Source organism: Streptomyces sp. A0642 (assembly GCF_004795105.1).
Classification (GTDB): Bacteria; Actinomycetota; Actinomycetes; order Streptomycetales; family Streptomycetaceae; genus Streptomyces.
In genome coordinates this window covers 58,646-75,025 of record NZ_SSBL01000021.1, presented here as the reverse complement: position 1 = coordinate 75,025, position 16,380 = coordinate 58,646, and the positions used below count along the sequence as shown (strand labels likewise).

Genomic DNA, 16,380 nt, shown 5'->3' with positions numbered 1-16,380 from the left:
TCCGATGGACCGGCCCCGCGGTCGTGTCCGGTGGCGCGAACCCGGGGCGCCGCCGGGCGGGGCAGCGGCTACGTCACGATGTCCTCAGGTGTCGCCGCGCCGCCCAACGCCTCTTCCTCCGCCGCTCCTTCGTGCACCGCTCCTTCGCGGACCGCCGGCCCGTCCTCGGCCGTTGTCTCCTCGCCGGGTGGTGCCTGCTCCCCCTCGTCCGCGGGAAGGAACCCCGGCACCCAGGACTCCAGTTCCTCACGCAGCCGGACCGTGGCGCCGAGCTGGCACAGCACCCCGATCGTGCTCAGCGTCACCCGGTGTATCAGCAGGTAGGAGGGCGGCAGATTCAGCTGTTTGCCCAGCTGATGCGCGGGAGAGCGCGGATCCGCTATGCGCGCGGCCTGATTGCGCATCCAGGTCCGGCTGAAGGTGAACTCCTCCACCTGGGCCGGTTCGATGATCGGAAGGAGATAGTCGAGCACCGCGTCCGGTGCGAGGTCGATCGAGTCCTTGACGAACCCCTCCGCACGCAGCAGTTCGTACACGGACTCCGCGTCACCCTGGAGCGTCAGCCGCAAGGAGTCCCCGATGGGCTGCGGCAGCCCTCCCGGCAGCCGGTCCACCGTCCCGAAGTCCAGTACCCCCAGGCGCCACTGAGCCGCACCGGCACTCACGCCGTCGCCCTGACCGGCCTCGCCGTCCGCCGCGAAGGGCGGGTCCGCGGGCAGCAGCCGGAAGTTGCCCGGGTGCGGGTCCGCGTGCAGCAGCCCGGTGCGCGCCGGGCCGGAGAACAGGAACCGGGCAAGCAACTGCCCGGCCCGGTCCCGCTGCTCGGGGGTTCCGTCGGCGATCACATCGGCCAGCGGAACCCCGTCGATCCATTCGGTGACCAGCACCTGATCGGCCTGGTGGACCACCCCTGGAACCACGACATCCGGGTCGTCCGCGAACTCCTCGGCGTGCTCCCGCTGCGACCGCGCCTCCTGTTCGTAGTCCAGTTCCTCCGACACCCGGTCGCGCAGCTCCGTGATGAGCGGCTTGATGTCCATGCCGGGGATCAGCGGGCCGAGCAGCCGGGCGAACCGGCTGAGCTGGGTCAGATCCGAGAGCAGTGCCTCACCCGCGCCGGGGTACTGCACCTTCACGGCGACATCCCGGCCGTCGTGCCACACCGCCCGGTGCACCTGCCCGATCGACGCGGCGGCCGACGGCTTGTCGTCGAATTCGGTGAACAGGTCCCGCCAGTCCTCGCCGAGCCGCTCCGCCAGCACCGCGTGCACCGTGGCGCTCGGCAGGGGAGGGGCGGCCTCCTGCAGTTTCGTCAGGGCCGCGCGGTACGGGCCCGCGATCTCTTCCGGCAGGGCGGACTCGAAGACGGACAGGGCCTGTCCGAGCTTCATGGCCCCGCCCTTCAGTTCGCCCAGCACCTTGAAGAGCTGATCGGCGGTGCGCTGCTGGACCTCACGGGCCACCAGTTCCGCGGACTTCCCGCCGATGCGCTTGCCCAGCCCCCACGTGGCGCGGCCCGCGAACCCCAAAGGCAGCGCGGCCAGCTTGGCGGTTCGGGTGACCGCCTTCCGGGGAAGATCAGACATTTGCCCCTCCAAATCCCAGACTGCCGCGCTGCGTGCGGCGGTTACCCGGCCATTGTGTCGTGCGCCGTGCCGGCCCCGGAGGTGCGCACCCCCTCAGTGTGCCCACCCGCTCCACAGGAACAGTCGACGTGCGCCCGGATCGGCTCCGACCGCCAGTCCAACAGCGGCAGTGCCGCCTCCCAGCGGGCCCCGGTACTGGCCGGCAGTTCGCCGTCGAGGAAGGCCAGCGCATGGGACGCCGCAAGCCCCGCCACCGCCGTCGCGAGTCCCAGGTCACACGCCTGCACGGCGGTGCGCCGCCCGGACTGCCACTGGGCAAGCATCCGCGGCCACTGCGGATCGCGGTCCCGCCGGTTCAGATCGACGCAGCCCGCACAGCCCGTGCCTCCCGGCAGCACCAGTGGTCCGACGACCCCGGTGGCCTCGATGACTCCGGCGTACAGATGGGGTGTGCCCGAGGCGATCCACGGCTCGGCGGTGCGCGGATCGGGCACGTACACGGACAGACCGTCGCGTGGGGCGACGACGATCAGGGACAGGCCGGGCTCACCGTTGGCGCAGCCTGCCGCCGGGTGCACGGTCCGAGGCGCGGAACCGGGGGAGGAGCGGCGGACCAGCTGGCGCGCCGCCGAGTCCCGGCGCTCGCCCACCGCCGAAGCCGGCAGGCCCCCGGGCGCGACGTCGCACGGCTCGGCGCATCCGCCGTCCAGTACCTCGACCCTGCCCACGCCGGACCCGGAGAGCACCGCCGCGATGGATGCCCCGACCCGGCCGGCTCCCCGCACCTGGACACGCATGGAGCGGCGGGCCGCCAGCCGTCGCATTCCCCCGCCGGGTTCGGGATGCACGACGGAGAGTGACGCCAGATCGGGCCGCTGACGCTCCAGCGTCTCCACCCGGGTGCGTAGCGCATCGGCTTCCGGTCCGCCCGCCCGTACGTCGTCGATGAGTCCCGCGTCCATCAACCGCGCCACGAGCGTGTCCACCTGATGATCATTCAGGTCCAGTGCGCGGGCTTCATCGCGCAGGAGGGGCATCCCGCGCGTTCCGTCGAGCAGTTCGAGGAAACAGCCCGTCGCGATATCCATCGGGCCGACCTTGACCGCATGTGCGGGCGTCACGCCGAATTGCACGGTGCCGCTGCCGCGCCATGCGCGGCGCAGTGCGGGCTTCAACATCGGATGCACGGCTTCCCCCGGTCTGTATGGCTGCATGAGATCCATTGCCAGAATGAGGTGCGGTGCCGAACCGTGCGAAAAGTTATCCACAGGCGGGGGGTATTAGTCGTTCAAATGGTGCACGCCTGGGGGTGGATCATGTGTGAACCGCCTCGGAGGCGGGACTTCCCCCACTGACAGCGGGTAACGTCGTGGCGTGCCCGCCGACCCGTCACCCGGCTTCGCCGGGGAGACCTCCGCGCACGGTGCCGGAACCCACCGGCGCAGTGCGCCCGACCATCCGCCCCGTGTCCCGGTGACGAGCGCGGTCGAGGTCCGCAGGAGCGCCCGCCGCAGCAGAACGGTCTCGGCCTACCGGGAGGGCGACCGTACGATCGTGCTGATCCCCGCCCGGATGTCCGAGGCCGAGGAGCAGCGCTGGGTGGGTGTGATGCTCGACAAGCTCGCCGCCCAGGAGAGCAAGCGGATCCTGGGCGACAGCGAGCTCGCGGAGCGGGCGGAGCGGCTGTCGGCCCAGTATCTCGAGGGCAGGGCCAGGCCCCTCTCGGTCCGGTGGGTGACCAATCAGAACACCCGCTGGGGGTCGTGCACCCCGGCCGAGGGCAGCATCCGGCTCTCGCACCGTCTCCAGGGCATGCCTGAGTACGTCGTCGACTACGTGCTCGTCCATGAGCTGGCCCATCTCCTGGTGCCCGGACACGGACCGCGGTTCTGGAGGCTGCTCGACGCCTACCCCCGTACCGAGCGGGCCCGGGGATATCTCGAAGGGGTGGTGGCGGCCGACCGGCTGCCGCACCTGCCCGCCGCGCGCGGCGAGTGACGTTCGGGGATTTTGTACCGGGTCTGTACCGGCTTGGTCCAATGCCGGACTTTGCGGTTAGCCTGGCGCGACGCATTCAGCTTCCGGATGGGGGACGGTCGTTACGCATGGCCAGGGAATTCCAACGCGGCCACAAGGCCAAGATCAGCGATCTCACGCCGGGGACGGACCTGTACGTAGGTGTGCAGATCGCCGGCCCGGGCCTGACTTTTGACATCAGCTGCTTCGGTCTCGATGCCAATGAGCAGCTCTCCGACGACCGTTATTTCATCTTCTTCAATCAGCCGAAATCGCCCGAGGAGTCCATTCAGCTCCTCGGCGCGCAGGCCGGTGACACGGAGTCGTTCCGCGTCACGCTGGACCGCGTTCCGGCGAACATCCACAAGCTGTCGTTCACCGCGACGCTGGACGGCGCCGGACAGATGTCGCAGGTCGGTCCCGGGTACATCCGGATCGTCGCGGGCGGCGAGGAAGTCGTCAGGTACGCCTTCACGGGCTCGGAGTTCACCACCGAGCGCGCGGTGATGCTGGGCGACTTCTACCTGAAGGACGTCTGGCGGTTCGCCGCCGTCGGCCAGGGCTTCGACGGCGGTCTCGACGCGCTGCTGAAGAACTTCGGCGGCGAGGTCGCCGAGGAGGCCCCCGCCGCTCCCCAGCCGCAGTCCCCGGCCCCGTCCTTCGCCCCGCCCGCCCAGGCCCCGCAGCCCGCGCCGTCGTTCGGTGCCCCGGCCGCACCGCAGGCCCCGCAGCCCGCGCCGTCGTTCGGCGCCCCGGCCGCCCAGGCACCCACGCCGCACCAGCAGATGCACGCGGCGCCGACGATAGCGGCGCCGCTGGCCCCGCAGGGCGGCAGCGTGCCGCCGCCGCCCGGACCCGCCCCGTACGGACAGCCGCCCCAGCAGCCGCAGTTCGGACAGGTCCCCGCCCAGGCGCCCGGGTCCTTCGGCCAGCCGGCCCCCGCGCCGTACGGGCAGCCCGCTCCGGCGCCGTACGGACAGCAGCCGCCGGGTGTCCCGCAGGGCGTGCCCCAAGGCGTCCCGCAGGCCGGCCCCGGTCTGCAGGCCGCACTCCAGCCGTACAAGGAGACCGCCACCGGTCAGCGCTGGACCCCGCAGAACCGGCAGCTCATGCGCGTCGACCTCACCATGGGCGGAAGCGGAGTGCTGGCCCGGCAGGGCAGCATGGTGATGTACCAGGGCAAGGTCGACTTCGGCTACAAGGGCGCGGGCTTCGCGGGCCGGATGGTCGGTAACGCCACCGGTCAGGAGATGCAGCTGATGCGCTGTACCGGCCGGGGGCAGGTCTTCCTCGCCGAGGACGGCTCCCATCTGCACGCCGTCGAGCTCCAGGGCGACGGCATCTGCGTCTCGGCGGAGAACGTCCTCGCCTTCGACGAGTCACTGCAGTACGAGGTCCGCAGGATCGAGGGCCACGGGATTCCCGGCGGCGCCCTGTTCACCATGCAGTTCCAGGGCACCGGCACCGTCGTCGTCAAGACCCACGGCGTCCCCGTCGTCCTGCCGGTCACCCCGACCACCTTCGCCGACTGCAACGCCGTCGTGGCGTGGTCGTCCGCGTCCCAGGTGATCGTCTCCAGCCAGGTCCGGCTGCGCCGCAACGCGTACCCCGGGCACAGCGGGGAGACCGTGAACCTCCAGTTCCGGGGCGCCCCCGGAAACTTCATCGTCGTCCAGCCCTACGAGGTCTGAGGGAGCCCGTCATGAACCAGCAACTCGCGGGCTACGCCCCGACCCCCGTCACGGCCCGGATGGAGAACCACGGCCATTCGATGCTGAAGGTCGCCATGGCGACCGGCCAGGACCTGTACGCACGCACCGGCTCCATGGTGGCGTACGAGGGCTTCATCCAGTACGAGCCCAACCCGCCGGCCGTCCGTCAGATCGCGTCGCAGTGGATCACCGGCGAGGGCGCCCCCCTGATGAAGTGCGCCGGCGACGGGCTGCTCTACCTCGCCGACTACGGCGCCGACGTGGTCGTCATCAATCTCAACAACGACTCCCTCTCGGTCAACGGCACCAACGTCCTCGCCTTCGACGGTCACCTCAACTGGGGCGTCGAAAGGGTCAAGGGGCTGGCCAAGTTCGCCGGCCAGGGCCTGTGGAACGTCTGCATCTCCGGCACCGGCTGGGTCGCGATCACCTCGCGCGGCACGCCCATCGTCGTGGACTGCGGACGGGGCGAGGACGAGACGTACGTCGATCCGGACGCCCTCGTGGCGTGGTCCCCGAACCTCAAGGTGAAGGGCAAGCGCAGCTTCAAGGCCTCCTCGCTCATCGGGCGGGGCAGCGGCGAGGCGTTCCAGATGGCCTTCTCCGGCCAGGGGATCGTCGTCGTCCAGCCGAGCGAGGACAGTACTGACCGCCTCCGGGTCCGGAACTGACGGGGAGGGAGAATCACCATGCAGAGTCCGCTTTTCAGCCACACGGAACAGCAGTCCCAGGAGCGGTACACGGTCCAGAACCCGCAGATGCTGCGGGTCTCGCTGACCGGCCACGACGACGTCCTCGCCCGCAAGGGGGCCATGGTCGCGTACCAGGGCCTGATGGAGTTCGACGGCGAGTACCAGTCGCACGGGCAGCGCCGCGCCCGCGCCACCACCGGTGAGGGCCTCGACCTGATGCGCTGCTCCGGGCAGGGCACCGTCTTCCTCGCCAACCTCGCGCAGTACGTCCACGTGGTGGATGTCGACCGCGACGGTCTGACGGTGGACAGCTCCTACGTCCTGGCGCTCGACTCGTCCCTCCACACCGAGGTCATCGCGGTCGACAGCCAGTACGGCATCTCGGGCACGGGGAAGTACCAGCTCAACATCTCCGGCACCGGCAAGGTCGCGCTGATGACCTCCGGCCAGCCGCTGATGATGCAGGTCACGCCCGACAAGTACGTCAACGCCGACGCCGACGCCATCGTGGCCTGGTCCAGCTCCCTGCGCGTGCAGATGCAGGCCCAGACGCACTCCTCGGGTGTCTTCCGCCGGCGCGGCAACACGGGCGAGGGCTGGGAGCTGAGCTTCCTCGGCCAGGGCTTCGCCCTGGTGCAGCCCAGCGAGGTGCTGCCGCCGCAGAACGCCCAGATCGGCCAGGGCCTGGGGGCCCAGTTCGGCGTGGGCCAGCAGGGGGCCCACGCGCAGAACCAGAACAACGCCTGGAACTGAGCGGCACACCCGCGCCCTGGTGCACGAGGGCGGTGAAGGGTGCGATGTCGTAGAGGGTGAGGGGCGGTCTCCATGGAGACCGCCCCTCACCCGTGCGGTGCTACCGGCCGCCGTCCAGCACGTCGCGCGTCCGTTCCAGCAGACGGACCACAGAGGCGTCGGCGACCCCGGCGACCTCGTCGTACGCGAACCAGCGCAGATCCAGTGACTCGTCGCTGATCCGCTCCGCCGCGCCCGGCGGCGCCACCGCGGCGTACTGGACGTCCAGGTGCCAGTGGCACGGTGCCGGGATCGGATGGCGGTCGAGGACCACCGGGCCGCCCCCCAGCAGGGCCAGGCCGGCGATGCCGGACTCCTCCGTCGCCTCGCGCAGCGCGGCGGCGGCCAGGGTGGCGTCCCCCGGCTCGCAGTGCCCGCCCATCTGGAGCCACATGCGCAGCTTCCGGTGCAGGGTGAGCAGGACCCTTCCGCGCTCCGGGTCGACGACCAGGGCGCTGGCCGTCAGGTGCCCGGCCCCGCAGGTCTTCCACATGCCGTCGGGATACCGCGCCAGATGGTGCAGGTACGTCTGGCGGAGCTCCTCCTGGGCGGCGTCCGCCCCGGTGTCATAGCCCTTCAGTACGAGGACGGCGTCATCGTGCAGGCTCACTTGGCGGTGTCGTCCTTGCCGTCGTCGTCACCGGAGTCGTCGTCACCCGCGGCGGCGTCGTCCGCAGACCCGGCCGCGGGCTTCCGCGGCCCGTTCGCCGCCTCACCGAGCATCTTGTCCAGCTCGGAGAAGTCCAGCTGCTCGTGGTGGACGAAACCGTCCGGGTCGTCCAGGTCGTGGGCGGTGGGCAGCATGTCGGGGTGCTCCCACAGCGCGTCGCGCCCTTCGAGGCCCCGGGCGTCCGTGAGCGACGCCCACAGGCGCGAAGCGTCGCGGAGCCGGCGCGGACGCAGCTGGAGACCGATCAGCGTGGCGAAGGTCTGCTCGGCGGGCCCGCCGGAGGCGCGGCGCCTGCGCATCGTCTCGCGCAGCGCGTCGGCGGAGGTCAGCCGGGACTTCGCGGCCTCGTGGACCACGGCGTCCACCCAGCCCTCGACGAGCGCGAGCGCCGTCTCCAGGCGGGCGAGGGCGGCCTTCTGCTCCGGGGTCTCCTCCGGCTGGAACATGCCCTGCTGAAGGGCGTCCTGCAGCTGCTCGGGCTGCGAGGGGTCGAACTGGCCGACCACGTCCTCCAGCTTGCTGGTGTCGACCTTGATGCCGCGTGCGTAGCCCTCGACCGCACCGAACAGGTGCGAGCGCAGCCACGGCACATGGGCGAAGAGCCGCTGGTGGGCGGATTCGCGCAGAGCCAGGTACAGCCGCACCTCGTCCTGCGGCACGCTCAGGTCCTTGCCGAACCGCTCGACGTTCAGCGGAAGGAGAGCGGCCTTCCCGGCCGGGCCGAGCGGCAGCCCGATGTCGGTGGAACCGACCACCTCTCCGGCGAGCACGCCGACGGCCTGCCCGATCTGCTGACCGAACATCGCGCCGCCCATCGACCGCATCATGCCGATCAGCGGGCCCGCCATCGCCTGCATCTCCTCGGGCAGCACCTCACCCATGGCGAGGCCGACACGCTCGGCCACCGGGTCGACCAGCTTCTGCCAGGCGGGGAGGGAGGCCTCGACCCACTCGGCCCGGCTCCACGCCACGGTCGAGACGGAACCGGAAGGCAGCGACGTCACGCCGTCCAGCCAGAGGTCCGCCAGCCGCAGCGACTCGTCGACCGCGGCACGCTCCGACGGGCCGACGCTCGCGTCCTTCGTGCCGTCCGCGTTGCCCTGCGAGACCGTCTGGCGGGCGATCTGCTTGGCCATGTCCCAGTTCACGGGACCGCCCTCGTAGCTCAGCATCTGGCCGAGCTGCTGGAAGGCGGCGCCCAGGTCGTTCGGATTCATCGAACCGAACATGGCGGCGAAGGGGTTGTCACCGCCCGCGCCCGGGCCGAAGCCGAAGGGGTTCGCCGGACCGCCCGAACCCTGCCCACCTCCGGTGGGGTCGTTCTTCTTGCCCTTGTCGCCGTCGTCCGGCTCCTCCGGCGGAAGGCCGAATCCGAATGGGGTGTCACTCACGGGTTTCCTCGGCTCGTAGGGCCGCCGGCTCGAACCGACGGCGACTGCCCGACATCACCATCCAGCGTAGACACCAAGTCCGCTCGGGGCCTCAGTGCTCCGCCTGCTCCCGGCCTGCGGCAGGATGGACGCCACCTGGTACGTACGCGTCATTCGGGTACGTACTGAAGACAACCGCTGGAGACGCCCGGTGAGTTCCCCAGATCCTCAGGTTCGCGCAGCGCGAAACCTGGCCGCCCTTTCCTCCGAGAACGAGCCCGAGAACGAGCCCGAAAACAAGCCCGTCCGCAGCCGCCTCGGAAACCGCGGCCCCGTCGTGGCCGTCACCGGAGCCGCGACGGGTGTCGGTGAGCTGCTCACCGCACGCCTGGCGGCCTCCGAGGAGATCAAGCAGGTCATCGCCATCGACGAGCGCCGCGGGGAGGTCTCCGACGCGACGTGGCACATCCTCGACGTGCGTGACCCCGCCATCGCGGAGAAGCTGCGCGGCGCCGACGTGGTGGTCCACCTGGCGCTCGATCTCGACCTGGAGACCGATCCCGCGGCCCGCTCCGCCTACAACGTGCGCGGCACCCAGACCGTGCTGACCGCGGCCGCGGCCGTCGGGGTCCACCGGGTCGTGCTGTGCACCTCGGCGATGGTCTACGGCGCGCTGCCCGACAACGACGTCCCGCTCGCCGAGGACGCCGAGCTGCGCGCCACGGCCGAGGCGACCGGCGTGGGCGACCTGCTGGAGATCGAACGGCTCGGCCGCCGCGCGCCGCGCGCCCACCCCGGACTCCAGGTGACCGTGGTCCGTCCCGCCGTGCTCGTGGGCGGTACGGACACGGCGCTGACCCGCTACTTCGAGTCGCCGCGCCTCCTGGTCGTCGCCGGGTCGCGTCCCACCTGGCAGTTCTGCCACGTCGACGACCTGGTCACGGCGCTGGAGTACGCCGCGCTGGAGAAGATCGACGGCGAGTTCGCGGTCGGCTGCGACGGCTGGCTCGAACAGGCGGAGGTCGAGGAGCTGAGCGGCGTCCGCCGCATGGAGCTTCCCTCGGCGGTCGCGCTCGGCGCCGCCGCCCGGCTGCACCGGATCGGCCTGACCCCCTCCCCGGCCGGCGACCTGGCGTACACGATGCATCCCTGGGTGGTCAGTGTGAGCCGGCTGCACGACGCGGGCTGGCGCCCGAGGTGGACGAACGAGGAGGTGCTCGCCGCACTGCTCGAGGAGGTCGAGGGTCGGCACACGGTCGCCGGGCGCAGGCTCGGCCGCAAGGACGCGACCGCGGCGGGAGCCGCCGGCGCGACCGTGGCGCTGCTCGGCACCGCGGCCCTGGTACGCCGTGCACGCAAGGCCCGCCGCCGCTTCTAGCGGTGCGCGGCCGGTTCCGGGGTGTCCGGCCGGTTCCAGGGGCGCCCGGGGCGGGGAAGGGCCGGGGTGCCCGGCGCTCGGGCCGGCGGCTGTAGGAGGCTCCAAGGCGGCGCGCGGCCCGCCGGGTGAAAGCCGCATTCCGCGAGGGAGCTGCGGTACGGCACGATGGTGGGCATGGCACCCACGTATGACCACCCCGGCGAGCAGGCGGCACAGGACCCCATCCGGCTGCTGGAGATCCGCGACACACCGCTGTCCGTCGACGAGGTCTTCCGCGCCGTCGGCGACGCGGCGGCGGGCGGCACCGCGCTCTTCGTCGGCACCGTGCGCAACCACGACAGCGGTCAGGACGTCGGGGCGCTGGGCTATTCCTGCCACCCCTCGGCGCAGGACGAGATGCGCCGGGTGGCGGAGAAGGTGGTGGCCGGGTTCCCGGTCCGGGCCCTGGCCGCCGTCCACCGGGTGGGTGAACTGGAGGTGGGGGATCTGGCGGTGGTCGTGGCGGTCTCCTGCCCGCACCGCGCGGAGGCCTTCGAGGCCTGCCGCAAGCTCATCGACGACCTGAAGCACGAGGTTCCGATCTGGAAGCACCAGCGCTTCTCCGACGGCACGGAGGAATGGGTCGGCGCCTGCTGAACGCAAACCGTACGGGCGGGCATCCACCCCGATTTGCGTAACCGCACCCCTGCCATGAGCGTTGGTTCAGCAGATGGTTAATCTGCTGATCATTCGGTTGCGGTCGCTCATGGGGCAGGGAGGTCGTCATGGCAGCACTCGCCTGGTTGTTGATTCCGCTTTTCGCTGCGCTCGGTGCTGCGATATGGGGGAGCTGGGCTGCCCGTAATCGTACGACCGGCGATGTCACGGAACTCGCCGGCTACGCCCGGTTCCGGGAAGCGATGGAGCGGTCGCACTCCGTTTCCGAACCGGTCGAGCAGATATCGAACGTCTGACGCCCCACCGCTCGTACGCACTCGCCAACACTCCGCCCGGCAGCCGGCGGAACCGCCGCCCGGCGTCCTCGCCACGCCAGGCCACGGCGCTCGTACGGACCGGCCCCGACCGTGCACGGACAGGCCCTTCCCGTACTGTCGTTCCATGCCACGCCGCACCGCGACGATGCTCGCCTCCACCCTGATTCTGATCGCGCTGCTCTGCGCAGGCGTGCTGATCAAAGTGCCGTACTCGGAGATGTCCCCCGGGCCGACGGTGAACACCCTCGGCAAGGTCGACGGCGCGCCCGTCCTGCAGATCACCGGGCACAAGACGTACGAGACGTCCGGCAATCTCAACATGACGACGGTCCGGGTCACCGGCGCCGACTACCACATGAACCTCGTCGAGGCCGTCTACGGCTGGCTGGGCCACGACAGCGTCGTCGTGCCGCACGACACGCTGTACCCGGACGGCAAGACCGAGGAACAGTCGACGCAGGAGAACGCCGAGGAATTCAGCCAGTCCCAGGAGAGCGCCAAGGTCGCGGCCCTCACCGAGCTGGGCATCCCGGTCTCCTCGCGGGTCGTGGTCTCCACGGTCCTCAAGGACAGCCCCTCCCAGGGCAAGCTGCACGCGGGCGACGTGATCAAGGCCGTCGACGGCACCGCGGTCAAGCAGCCCGAGGACGTGGCGAAGCTCGTCACCCGGCACAAGCCGGGCCAGGACGTCACCTTCACGATCATCCCCGCCAAGACCGCGGCAGCGGCCGAGAAGGCGGGCAAGGAGCCCGAGGGCGCCGAGAAGATCACCATCGCCACGGAGAAGGCCCCCAAGGAGAACCGGGCGATCGTCGGCATCCAGGCGGGGACGGACCACACCTTCCCGTTCGAGATCGACATCAAGCTCGCCGACGTGGGCGGCCCGAGCGCCGGCCTGATGTTCTCCCTCGGGATCGTCGACAAACTGACACCGGGGCAGCTGACGGGCGGCAAGTTCATCGCCGGCACCGGGACGATCGACGACAAGGGCAAGGTCGGACCGATCGGCGGGATCAACATGAAGCTGGTCGGCGCGCGCAACGCCGGCGCACGCTACTTCCTGACCCCCGACGAGAACTGCAAGGCGGCCGCTTCCGACACCCCGGACGGGCTCACGCTGGTGCGGGTCAAGACGATCGACGACGCCAAGAAGTCTCTGGACAGGATCCGCACCGGGGACGCGGCCGCGCTGCCGAGCTGCTCGGCAGGCTGACCGCGTCCCCCAGGGGCGGGACGGCGGGGTCAGGACTCGAAGGTCGCGGCCAGTGCCTCGGCCAGCCCCGGCACCAGGCCGGCGCCGGTCAGCACCTCGTTCGGCGAGTCCTTCTCCCGCAGGCGTACGGCCGACTCGCGGGCGCCGTCCCGCAGGACCGCCACGGTCATCCGCACCTCCTGCCGGTCGGGGTGTCCGGCGACCCACTTGGTCAGCTGGGCGTCATCGAGACCTTCCGGTACGGAGGCCTCGGCGGACGGCGGCAGCATGAGCCGCTCGACGGTCATGGCGCAGCCGACGACCGCGTCGGGCCAGGCGATCGTGGCGAGGAACTCGTCCAGTGCGGTACCTGCGGGAAGCTCCTCCTGCTCGATAGGGGTGAGTGCGGCGGCCTTCGAGCCGTCGTCGTCGAGGCCGAGCTGAGCGGCGAGTCCGGGCTCCTGGACCCGCAGCCGCGCGGTGTCGACCAGGGCGAAGAGCCGGGCGGGCTGGTCCCAGCCGAGGCCGGAGATGTACTCGTCGATCTCGAGCACGGCGACGGTGAGGGGGCTCGCGGCCATCGGGGGGCCTGAGGGGGAAACGTTGGGCATGGACGACATCCTGCCTCCTTCCGCCCCGGGAACGGGAACTAGGTAAAGCCTCAGTAAGTTGCATAGGTGGGCTCTACGATCGCTGGGCCCGCTCCACACGACCGCGAACTTCGAGGTGCGCACGTTGGCTTTCCAGATGCCGGACCGCGGCGGAGGCCCGACAGGGCCACGGATCAGAGTCGGCCGCCCGTCCCGGCGCGCCCGAACCCTGCTCATGACACTGGGCGTCCTGGCGATCCTCGCCATGGCGTTCGTCATGTTCGCGGGGTTCTGGACGGACTGGCTCTGGTACAGGTCGGTCGCGTATTCATCCGTCTTCACCACCACCCTGTGGACCAAGATCGGACTGTTCCTCGTCTTCGGACTGCTGATGGCCGTCGCCATCGGTGTGAACATCTGGCTCGCGCACCGGCTCCGGCCGCCGCTGAGCGCGATGTCGCTGGAGCAGCAGAGCCTGGACCGCTACCGGATGAGTCTCGCCCCGTACAAGAAGTGGGTGCTGCTCGCGATCACCGCGCTCGTCGGTCTGATCGCCGGAGCATCCGCTTCCGGCCAGTGGCGTACCTGGCTGATGTATGTGAACGGAGTCTCGTTCGGCCAGAAGGACCCCCAGTTCCACCTGGACGTGTCCTTCTACGCCTTCGACCTGCCGTGGTACCGCTTCCTGCTGGGCTTCGGCTTCGCGGCGACGGTGCTCGCGCTGATCGCCGCCGCGCTGACCCACTACCTGTACGGCGGGCTGCGCATCACCAGCCCCGGCGCGCGGGCGACGGGTGCGGCCACCGGACACCTCTCCGTGCTGCTCGGCATCTTCGTCGCGCTGAAGGCCGTGGCGTACTGGCTGGACCGCTACGGACTGGCCGTGAAGTCGAGTGACTTCAAGGCCACCGACAACTGGACCGGCCTGCGGTACGTCGACGCCAACGCCTACCTGCCGGCGAAGACCATCCTCTTCTGCATCGCCGCGATCTGCGCCGTGCTGTTCTTCGCGACGCTCTGGCGCCGCACCTGGCAGCTCCCGGTGATCGGGTTCGGACTGATGGTCCTGTCCGCGATCCTGATCGGCGGGCTCTACCCGGCGATCGTGCAGAAGTTCCAGGTCCAGCCGAACGAGCAGGCCAAGGAAGCCCCGTTCATCCAGAAGAACATCAAGGCCACGCGGGACGCCTACGACATCGATGACGCACAGGTCACCGACTACGCGGGCAAGTCCACCACGGACGACGAAGCGAAGCTCCGCGCGAGCGCGGACGCCGCGGCCAGTTACCGGGTGATGGACCCCAACGTCGTCTCCCCGGCCTTCCAGCAGCTCCAGCAGAAGAGGAACTACTACCAGTTCCCCAAGACGCTGGACGTCGACCGCTACGAGGACGCGGCCGGCAAGGAGCAGGACACGGTCATCGGTCTGCGCGAGCTCAACCTCCAGGGCATCCCCAAGCGCAACTGGATCAACGACCACTTCACCTACACCCACGGCTACGGCGCGATCGCGGCCCGGGGCACCACCACCGGAAAGAACCCGAAGGGATCTCCCGACTTCACCGAGTCCGGCCTGCCGACCACCGGCGAGCTGGGCCAGTACAAGCAGGAGATCTACTACGGCGAGAAGACCGAGCAGTACTCCATCGTCGGCGGGCCCCAGAAGGAGCTCGACTACGAGGAGGACGGCGAGAAGACCACCAGCTACCGGGGCAAGAGCGGGGTCAGCCTCTCCAACGCCTTCAACCGCGCCGCCTACGCGGTGGCGTTCAGCGAGCCGCAGATCCTGTACTCGGGGGCCATCGGCGACGGTTCGCGGATCCTGTACAACCGCACGCCGAAGGAGCGCGTCGAGGCGGTCGCCCCGTGGCTGACCATCGACGGCGACGCCTACCCGGCCGTGGTGAACCACCGCATCCAGTGGGTCGTCGACGCGTACACCACGACCAACGGCTACCCGTACGCCTCGCGCACGACGCTCGGTGACACCACGGCCGACTCGCTGACCACCAACCAGCGCGCGGTCGTCGCCCAGCAGAACCAGGTCAACTACATCCGCAACTCGGTGAAGGCCACCGTCGACGCCTACGACGGCAAGGTCACGCTGTACGAGTGGGACACCGAGGACCCGGTCCTCAAGACCTGGCGCAAGGCGTTCCCCGGCACCGTGAAGTCCAAGGCGGACATCCCGCAGGACCTCATGGACCACCTGCGCTACCCGCAGGACCTGTTCAAGGTGCAGCGCGAGCTGCTCACCCGCTACCACGTCACCAGCCCCGCGCAGTTCTACAGCGGCAGTGACGCGTGGCAGGTCCCGGACGATCCGACCAACAAGGAGTCCGGCGCCGTCCCGCCGTACTACCTGAGCATAAAGATGCCGGACCAGACGGCTCAGAAGTTCTCGCTGACGACGACCTTCACCCCCAAGGGGCGGCCCGACCTCGGGGCGTTCATGGCGGTGGACGCCGATGCGGCCAGCAAGGACTACGGCACGATAAGACTGCTGAGAGTCACCACCACGGTGAAGGGTCCCGGCCAGGTCCAGAGTGAGCTCAACGGCAACGACGACGTCGCCGAGTTCGTGAGGAACCTCAAGGGCACCGACTCCGACATCGAGTACGGCAACCTGCTCACGGTGCCGCTCGAAGGCGGGTTCCTCTACATCGAGCCGGTGTACACGCGCGGTGGCACGCAGAACTACCCCCTGCTGCGCAAGGTCGCCGCTTCGTACGGATCGAAGATCGTCTTCGAGAACAGTCTCGGGGAGGCGCTCAACGCGGTCTTCGGGGTGGACGGCTCCGATACGACCGAGCCACCGGCCGACACGACGCGGCCACCGGGTGACACCACGGAACCGCCGGCCACCGGTGACGCCGCGCTGAAGAAGGCGATCGCCGATGCGCAGAAGGCCTACACGGCAGGTGAGACGGCCCTGAAGGAACAGGACTGGACCGCTTACGGCAAGGCTCAGGACGACTTGCAGGACGCGCTGGAGCGGGCAGCGGCCGCCCAGCCCAAGTCCGGGAGTCCGAGCGCGACGGGTGAGAAGAAGAAGCCGGCGGCGTCGGCGAGTGCCGACAGCGGCGGCTGAGTAACCCGGTAAAGCTTCACCCCCGCGTCGTGATACGGTTTGAACACAACGACGCGGGGTGGAGCAGCTCGGTAGCTCGCTGGGCTCATAACCCAGAGGTCGCAGGTTCAAATCCTGTCCCCGCTACTGAAAAGCGAAGGCCCGGATCCTCCAGAGGATCCGGGCCTTCGCCATGTCACGGCGACGTTTTTGTGCAGTCTGCGTGAAGTGCGGTTCGTGGGCCGCGAGTTGGGCAGGAGCGTGTTTGACTTGTCTCTCTGTGGGCATGTCGACAAAACGCTGAAGTGACCTCACTGGCCGCGATATACCAGGTGTAC

General features: G+C 69.9%; 14 protein-coding genes and 1 tRNA gene. 10 read left to right on the top strand and 5 right to left on the bottom strand.

Translation table 11 applies throughout. From position 1 onward, the window contains the following. Positions 1–68: 68 nt before the first annotated feature. Together E6R60_RS28020 and E6R60_RS28015 are read right to left on the bottom strand one after the other, a co-directional pair. Complete coding sequence (locus E6R60_RS28020) at positions 69–1,586, bottom strand: AarF/ABC1/UbiB kinase family protein (protein ID WP_136329467.1); 1,518 nt, start codon at positions 1,584–1,586, stop codon at positions 69–71. Positions 1,587–1,627: 41 nt separating this feature from the next. Continuing rightward, positions 1,628–2,773 carry a ThiF family adenylyltransferase gene (locus E6R60_RS28015; RefSeq protein WP_136329466.1) on the bottom strand — a complete coding sequence of 382 codons (1,146 nt, stop codon included), beginning with the start codon at positions 2,771–2,773 and terminating at the stop codon, positions 1,628–1,630. A gap of 187 nt (positions 2,774–2,960) precedes the next feature. Between E6R60_RS28015 and E6R60_RS28010 the strand changes: the two genes are divergently transcribed. From E6R60_RS28010 to E6R60_RS27995, 4 genes are all read left to right on the top strand, one after another. Next, positions 2,961–3,584, top strand: a complete 624-nt coding sequence (locus E6R60_RS28010) for a M48 family metallopeptidase (RefSeq protein WP_136329465.1) — start codon at positions 2,961–2,963, stop codon at positions 3,582–3,584. Between the two features lie 107 nt (positions 3,585–3,691). Beyond that, a complete protein-coding gene (locus E6R60_RS28005; RefSeq protein ID WP_136329464.1) occupies positions 3,692–5,293 on the top strand; it encodes a TerD family protein in 1,602 nt (533 codons plus the stop codon). 11 nt (positions 5,294–5,304) lie between these two features. Beyond that, positions 5,305–5,985, top strand: coding sequence for an AIM24 family protein (locus E6R60_RS28000; RefSeq protein WP_136329463.1), 681 nt, complete (start codon positions 5,305–5,307; stop codon positions 5,983–5,985). 18 nt (positions 5,986–6,003) lie between these two features. Further along, the gene (locus E6R60_RS27995) at positions 6,004–6,759 is read left to right on the top strand and encodes an AIM24 family protein (protein ID WP_136329462.1); all 756 of its coding nucleotides are present in this window, start codon (positions 6,004–6,006) and stop codon (positions 6,757–6,759) included. A 100-nt stretch (positions 6,760–6,859) separates the two neighbouring features. Here E6R60_RS27995 and E6R60_RS27990 read toward each other — a convergent pair whose 3' ends face one another. Then, complete coding sequence (locus E6R60_RS27990; RefSeq protein WP_136329461.1) at positions 6,860–7,408, bottom strand: NUDIX hydrolase; 549 nt, start codon at positions 7,406–7,408, stop codon at positions 6,860–6,862. Then, positions 7,405–8,859, bottom strand: a complete 1,455-nt coding sequence (locus tag E6R60_RS27985; RefSeq protein ID WP_136329460.1) for a zinc-dependent metalloprotease — start codon at positions 8,857–8,859, stop codon at positions 7,405–7,407. Before E6R60_RS27985 ends, E6R60_RS27990 begins: the two co-directional genes overlap by 4 nt. 190 nt (positions 8,860–9,049) lie before the next feature. Here E6R60_RS27985 and E6R60_RS27980 point away from each other — a divergent pair, with 190 nt between their 5' ends. From E6R60_RS27980 to E6R60_RS27965, 4 genes are all read left to right on the top strand, one after another. Next, positions 9,050–10,216, top strand: a complete 1,167-nt coding sequence (locus E6R60_RS27980) for an SDR family oxidoreductase (protein WP_136329459.1) — start codon at positions 9,050–9,052, stop codon at positions 10,214–10,216. 174 nt (positions 10,217–10,390) lie between these two features. Next, entirely contained in the window at positions 10,391–10,852 is a 462-nt protein-coding gene (locus tag E6R60_RS27975) for a molybdenum cofactor biosynthesis protein MoaE (RefSeq protein ID WP_136329458.1), read from the top strand. A 128-nt stretch (positions 10,853–10,980) separates the two neighbouring features. After that, positions 10,981–11,169 carry a hypothetical protein gene (locus E6R60_RS27970; RefSeq protein ID WP_136329457.1) on the top strand — a complete coding sequence of 63 codons (189 nt, stop codon included), beginning with the start codon at positions 10,981–10,983 and terminating at the stop codon, positions 11,167–11,169. 145 nt (positions 11,170–11,314) lie between these two features. Beyond that, entirely contained in the window at positions 11,315–12,403 is a 1,089-nt protein-coding gene (locus E6R60_RS27965; protein ID WP_136329456.1) for a PDZ domain-containing protein, read from the top strand. Between the two features lie 29 nt (positions 12,404–12,432). Here the strand turns inward: E6R60_RS27965 and E6R60_RS27960 are convergent, their stop codons facing one another. Next, complete coding sequence (locus E6R60_RS27960; protein ID WP_240802703.1) at positions 12,433–13,002, bottom strand: PPA1309 family protein; 570 nt, start codon at positions 13,000–13,002, stop codon at positions 12,433–12,435. A gap of 127 nt (positions 13,003–13,129) precedes the next feature. On the opposite strand from E6R60_RS27960, the gene E6R60_RS27955 reads away from it, so the two are divergent. Both E6R60_RS27955 and E6R60_RS27950 read left to right on the top strand, forming a co-directional pair. Continuing rightward, positions 13,130–16,063: a UPF0182 family protein gene (locus E6R60_RS27955; RefSeq protein ID WP_240802705.1), complete on the top strand. Its 2,934-nt coding sequence runs from the start codon at positions 13,130–13,132 to the stop codon at positions 16,061–16,063. Between the two features lie 52 nt (positions 16,064–16,115). Continuing rightward, positions 16,116–16,189, top strand: a tRNA-Met gene (locus tag E6R60_RS27950). The last annotated feature ends 191 nt before the right edge of the window (positions 16,190–16,380 follow it).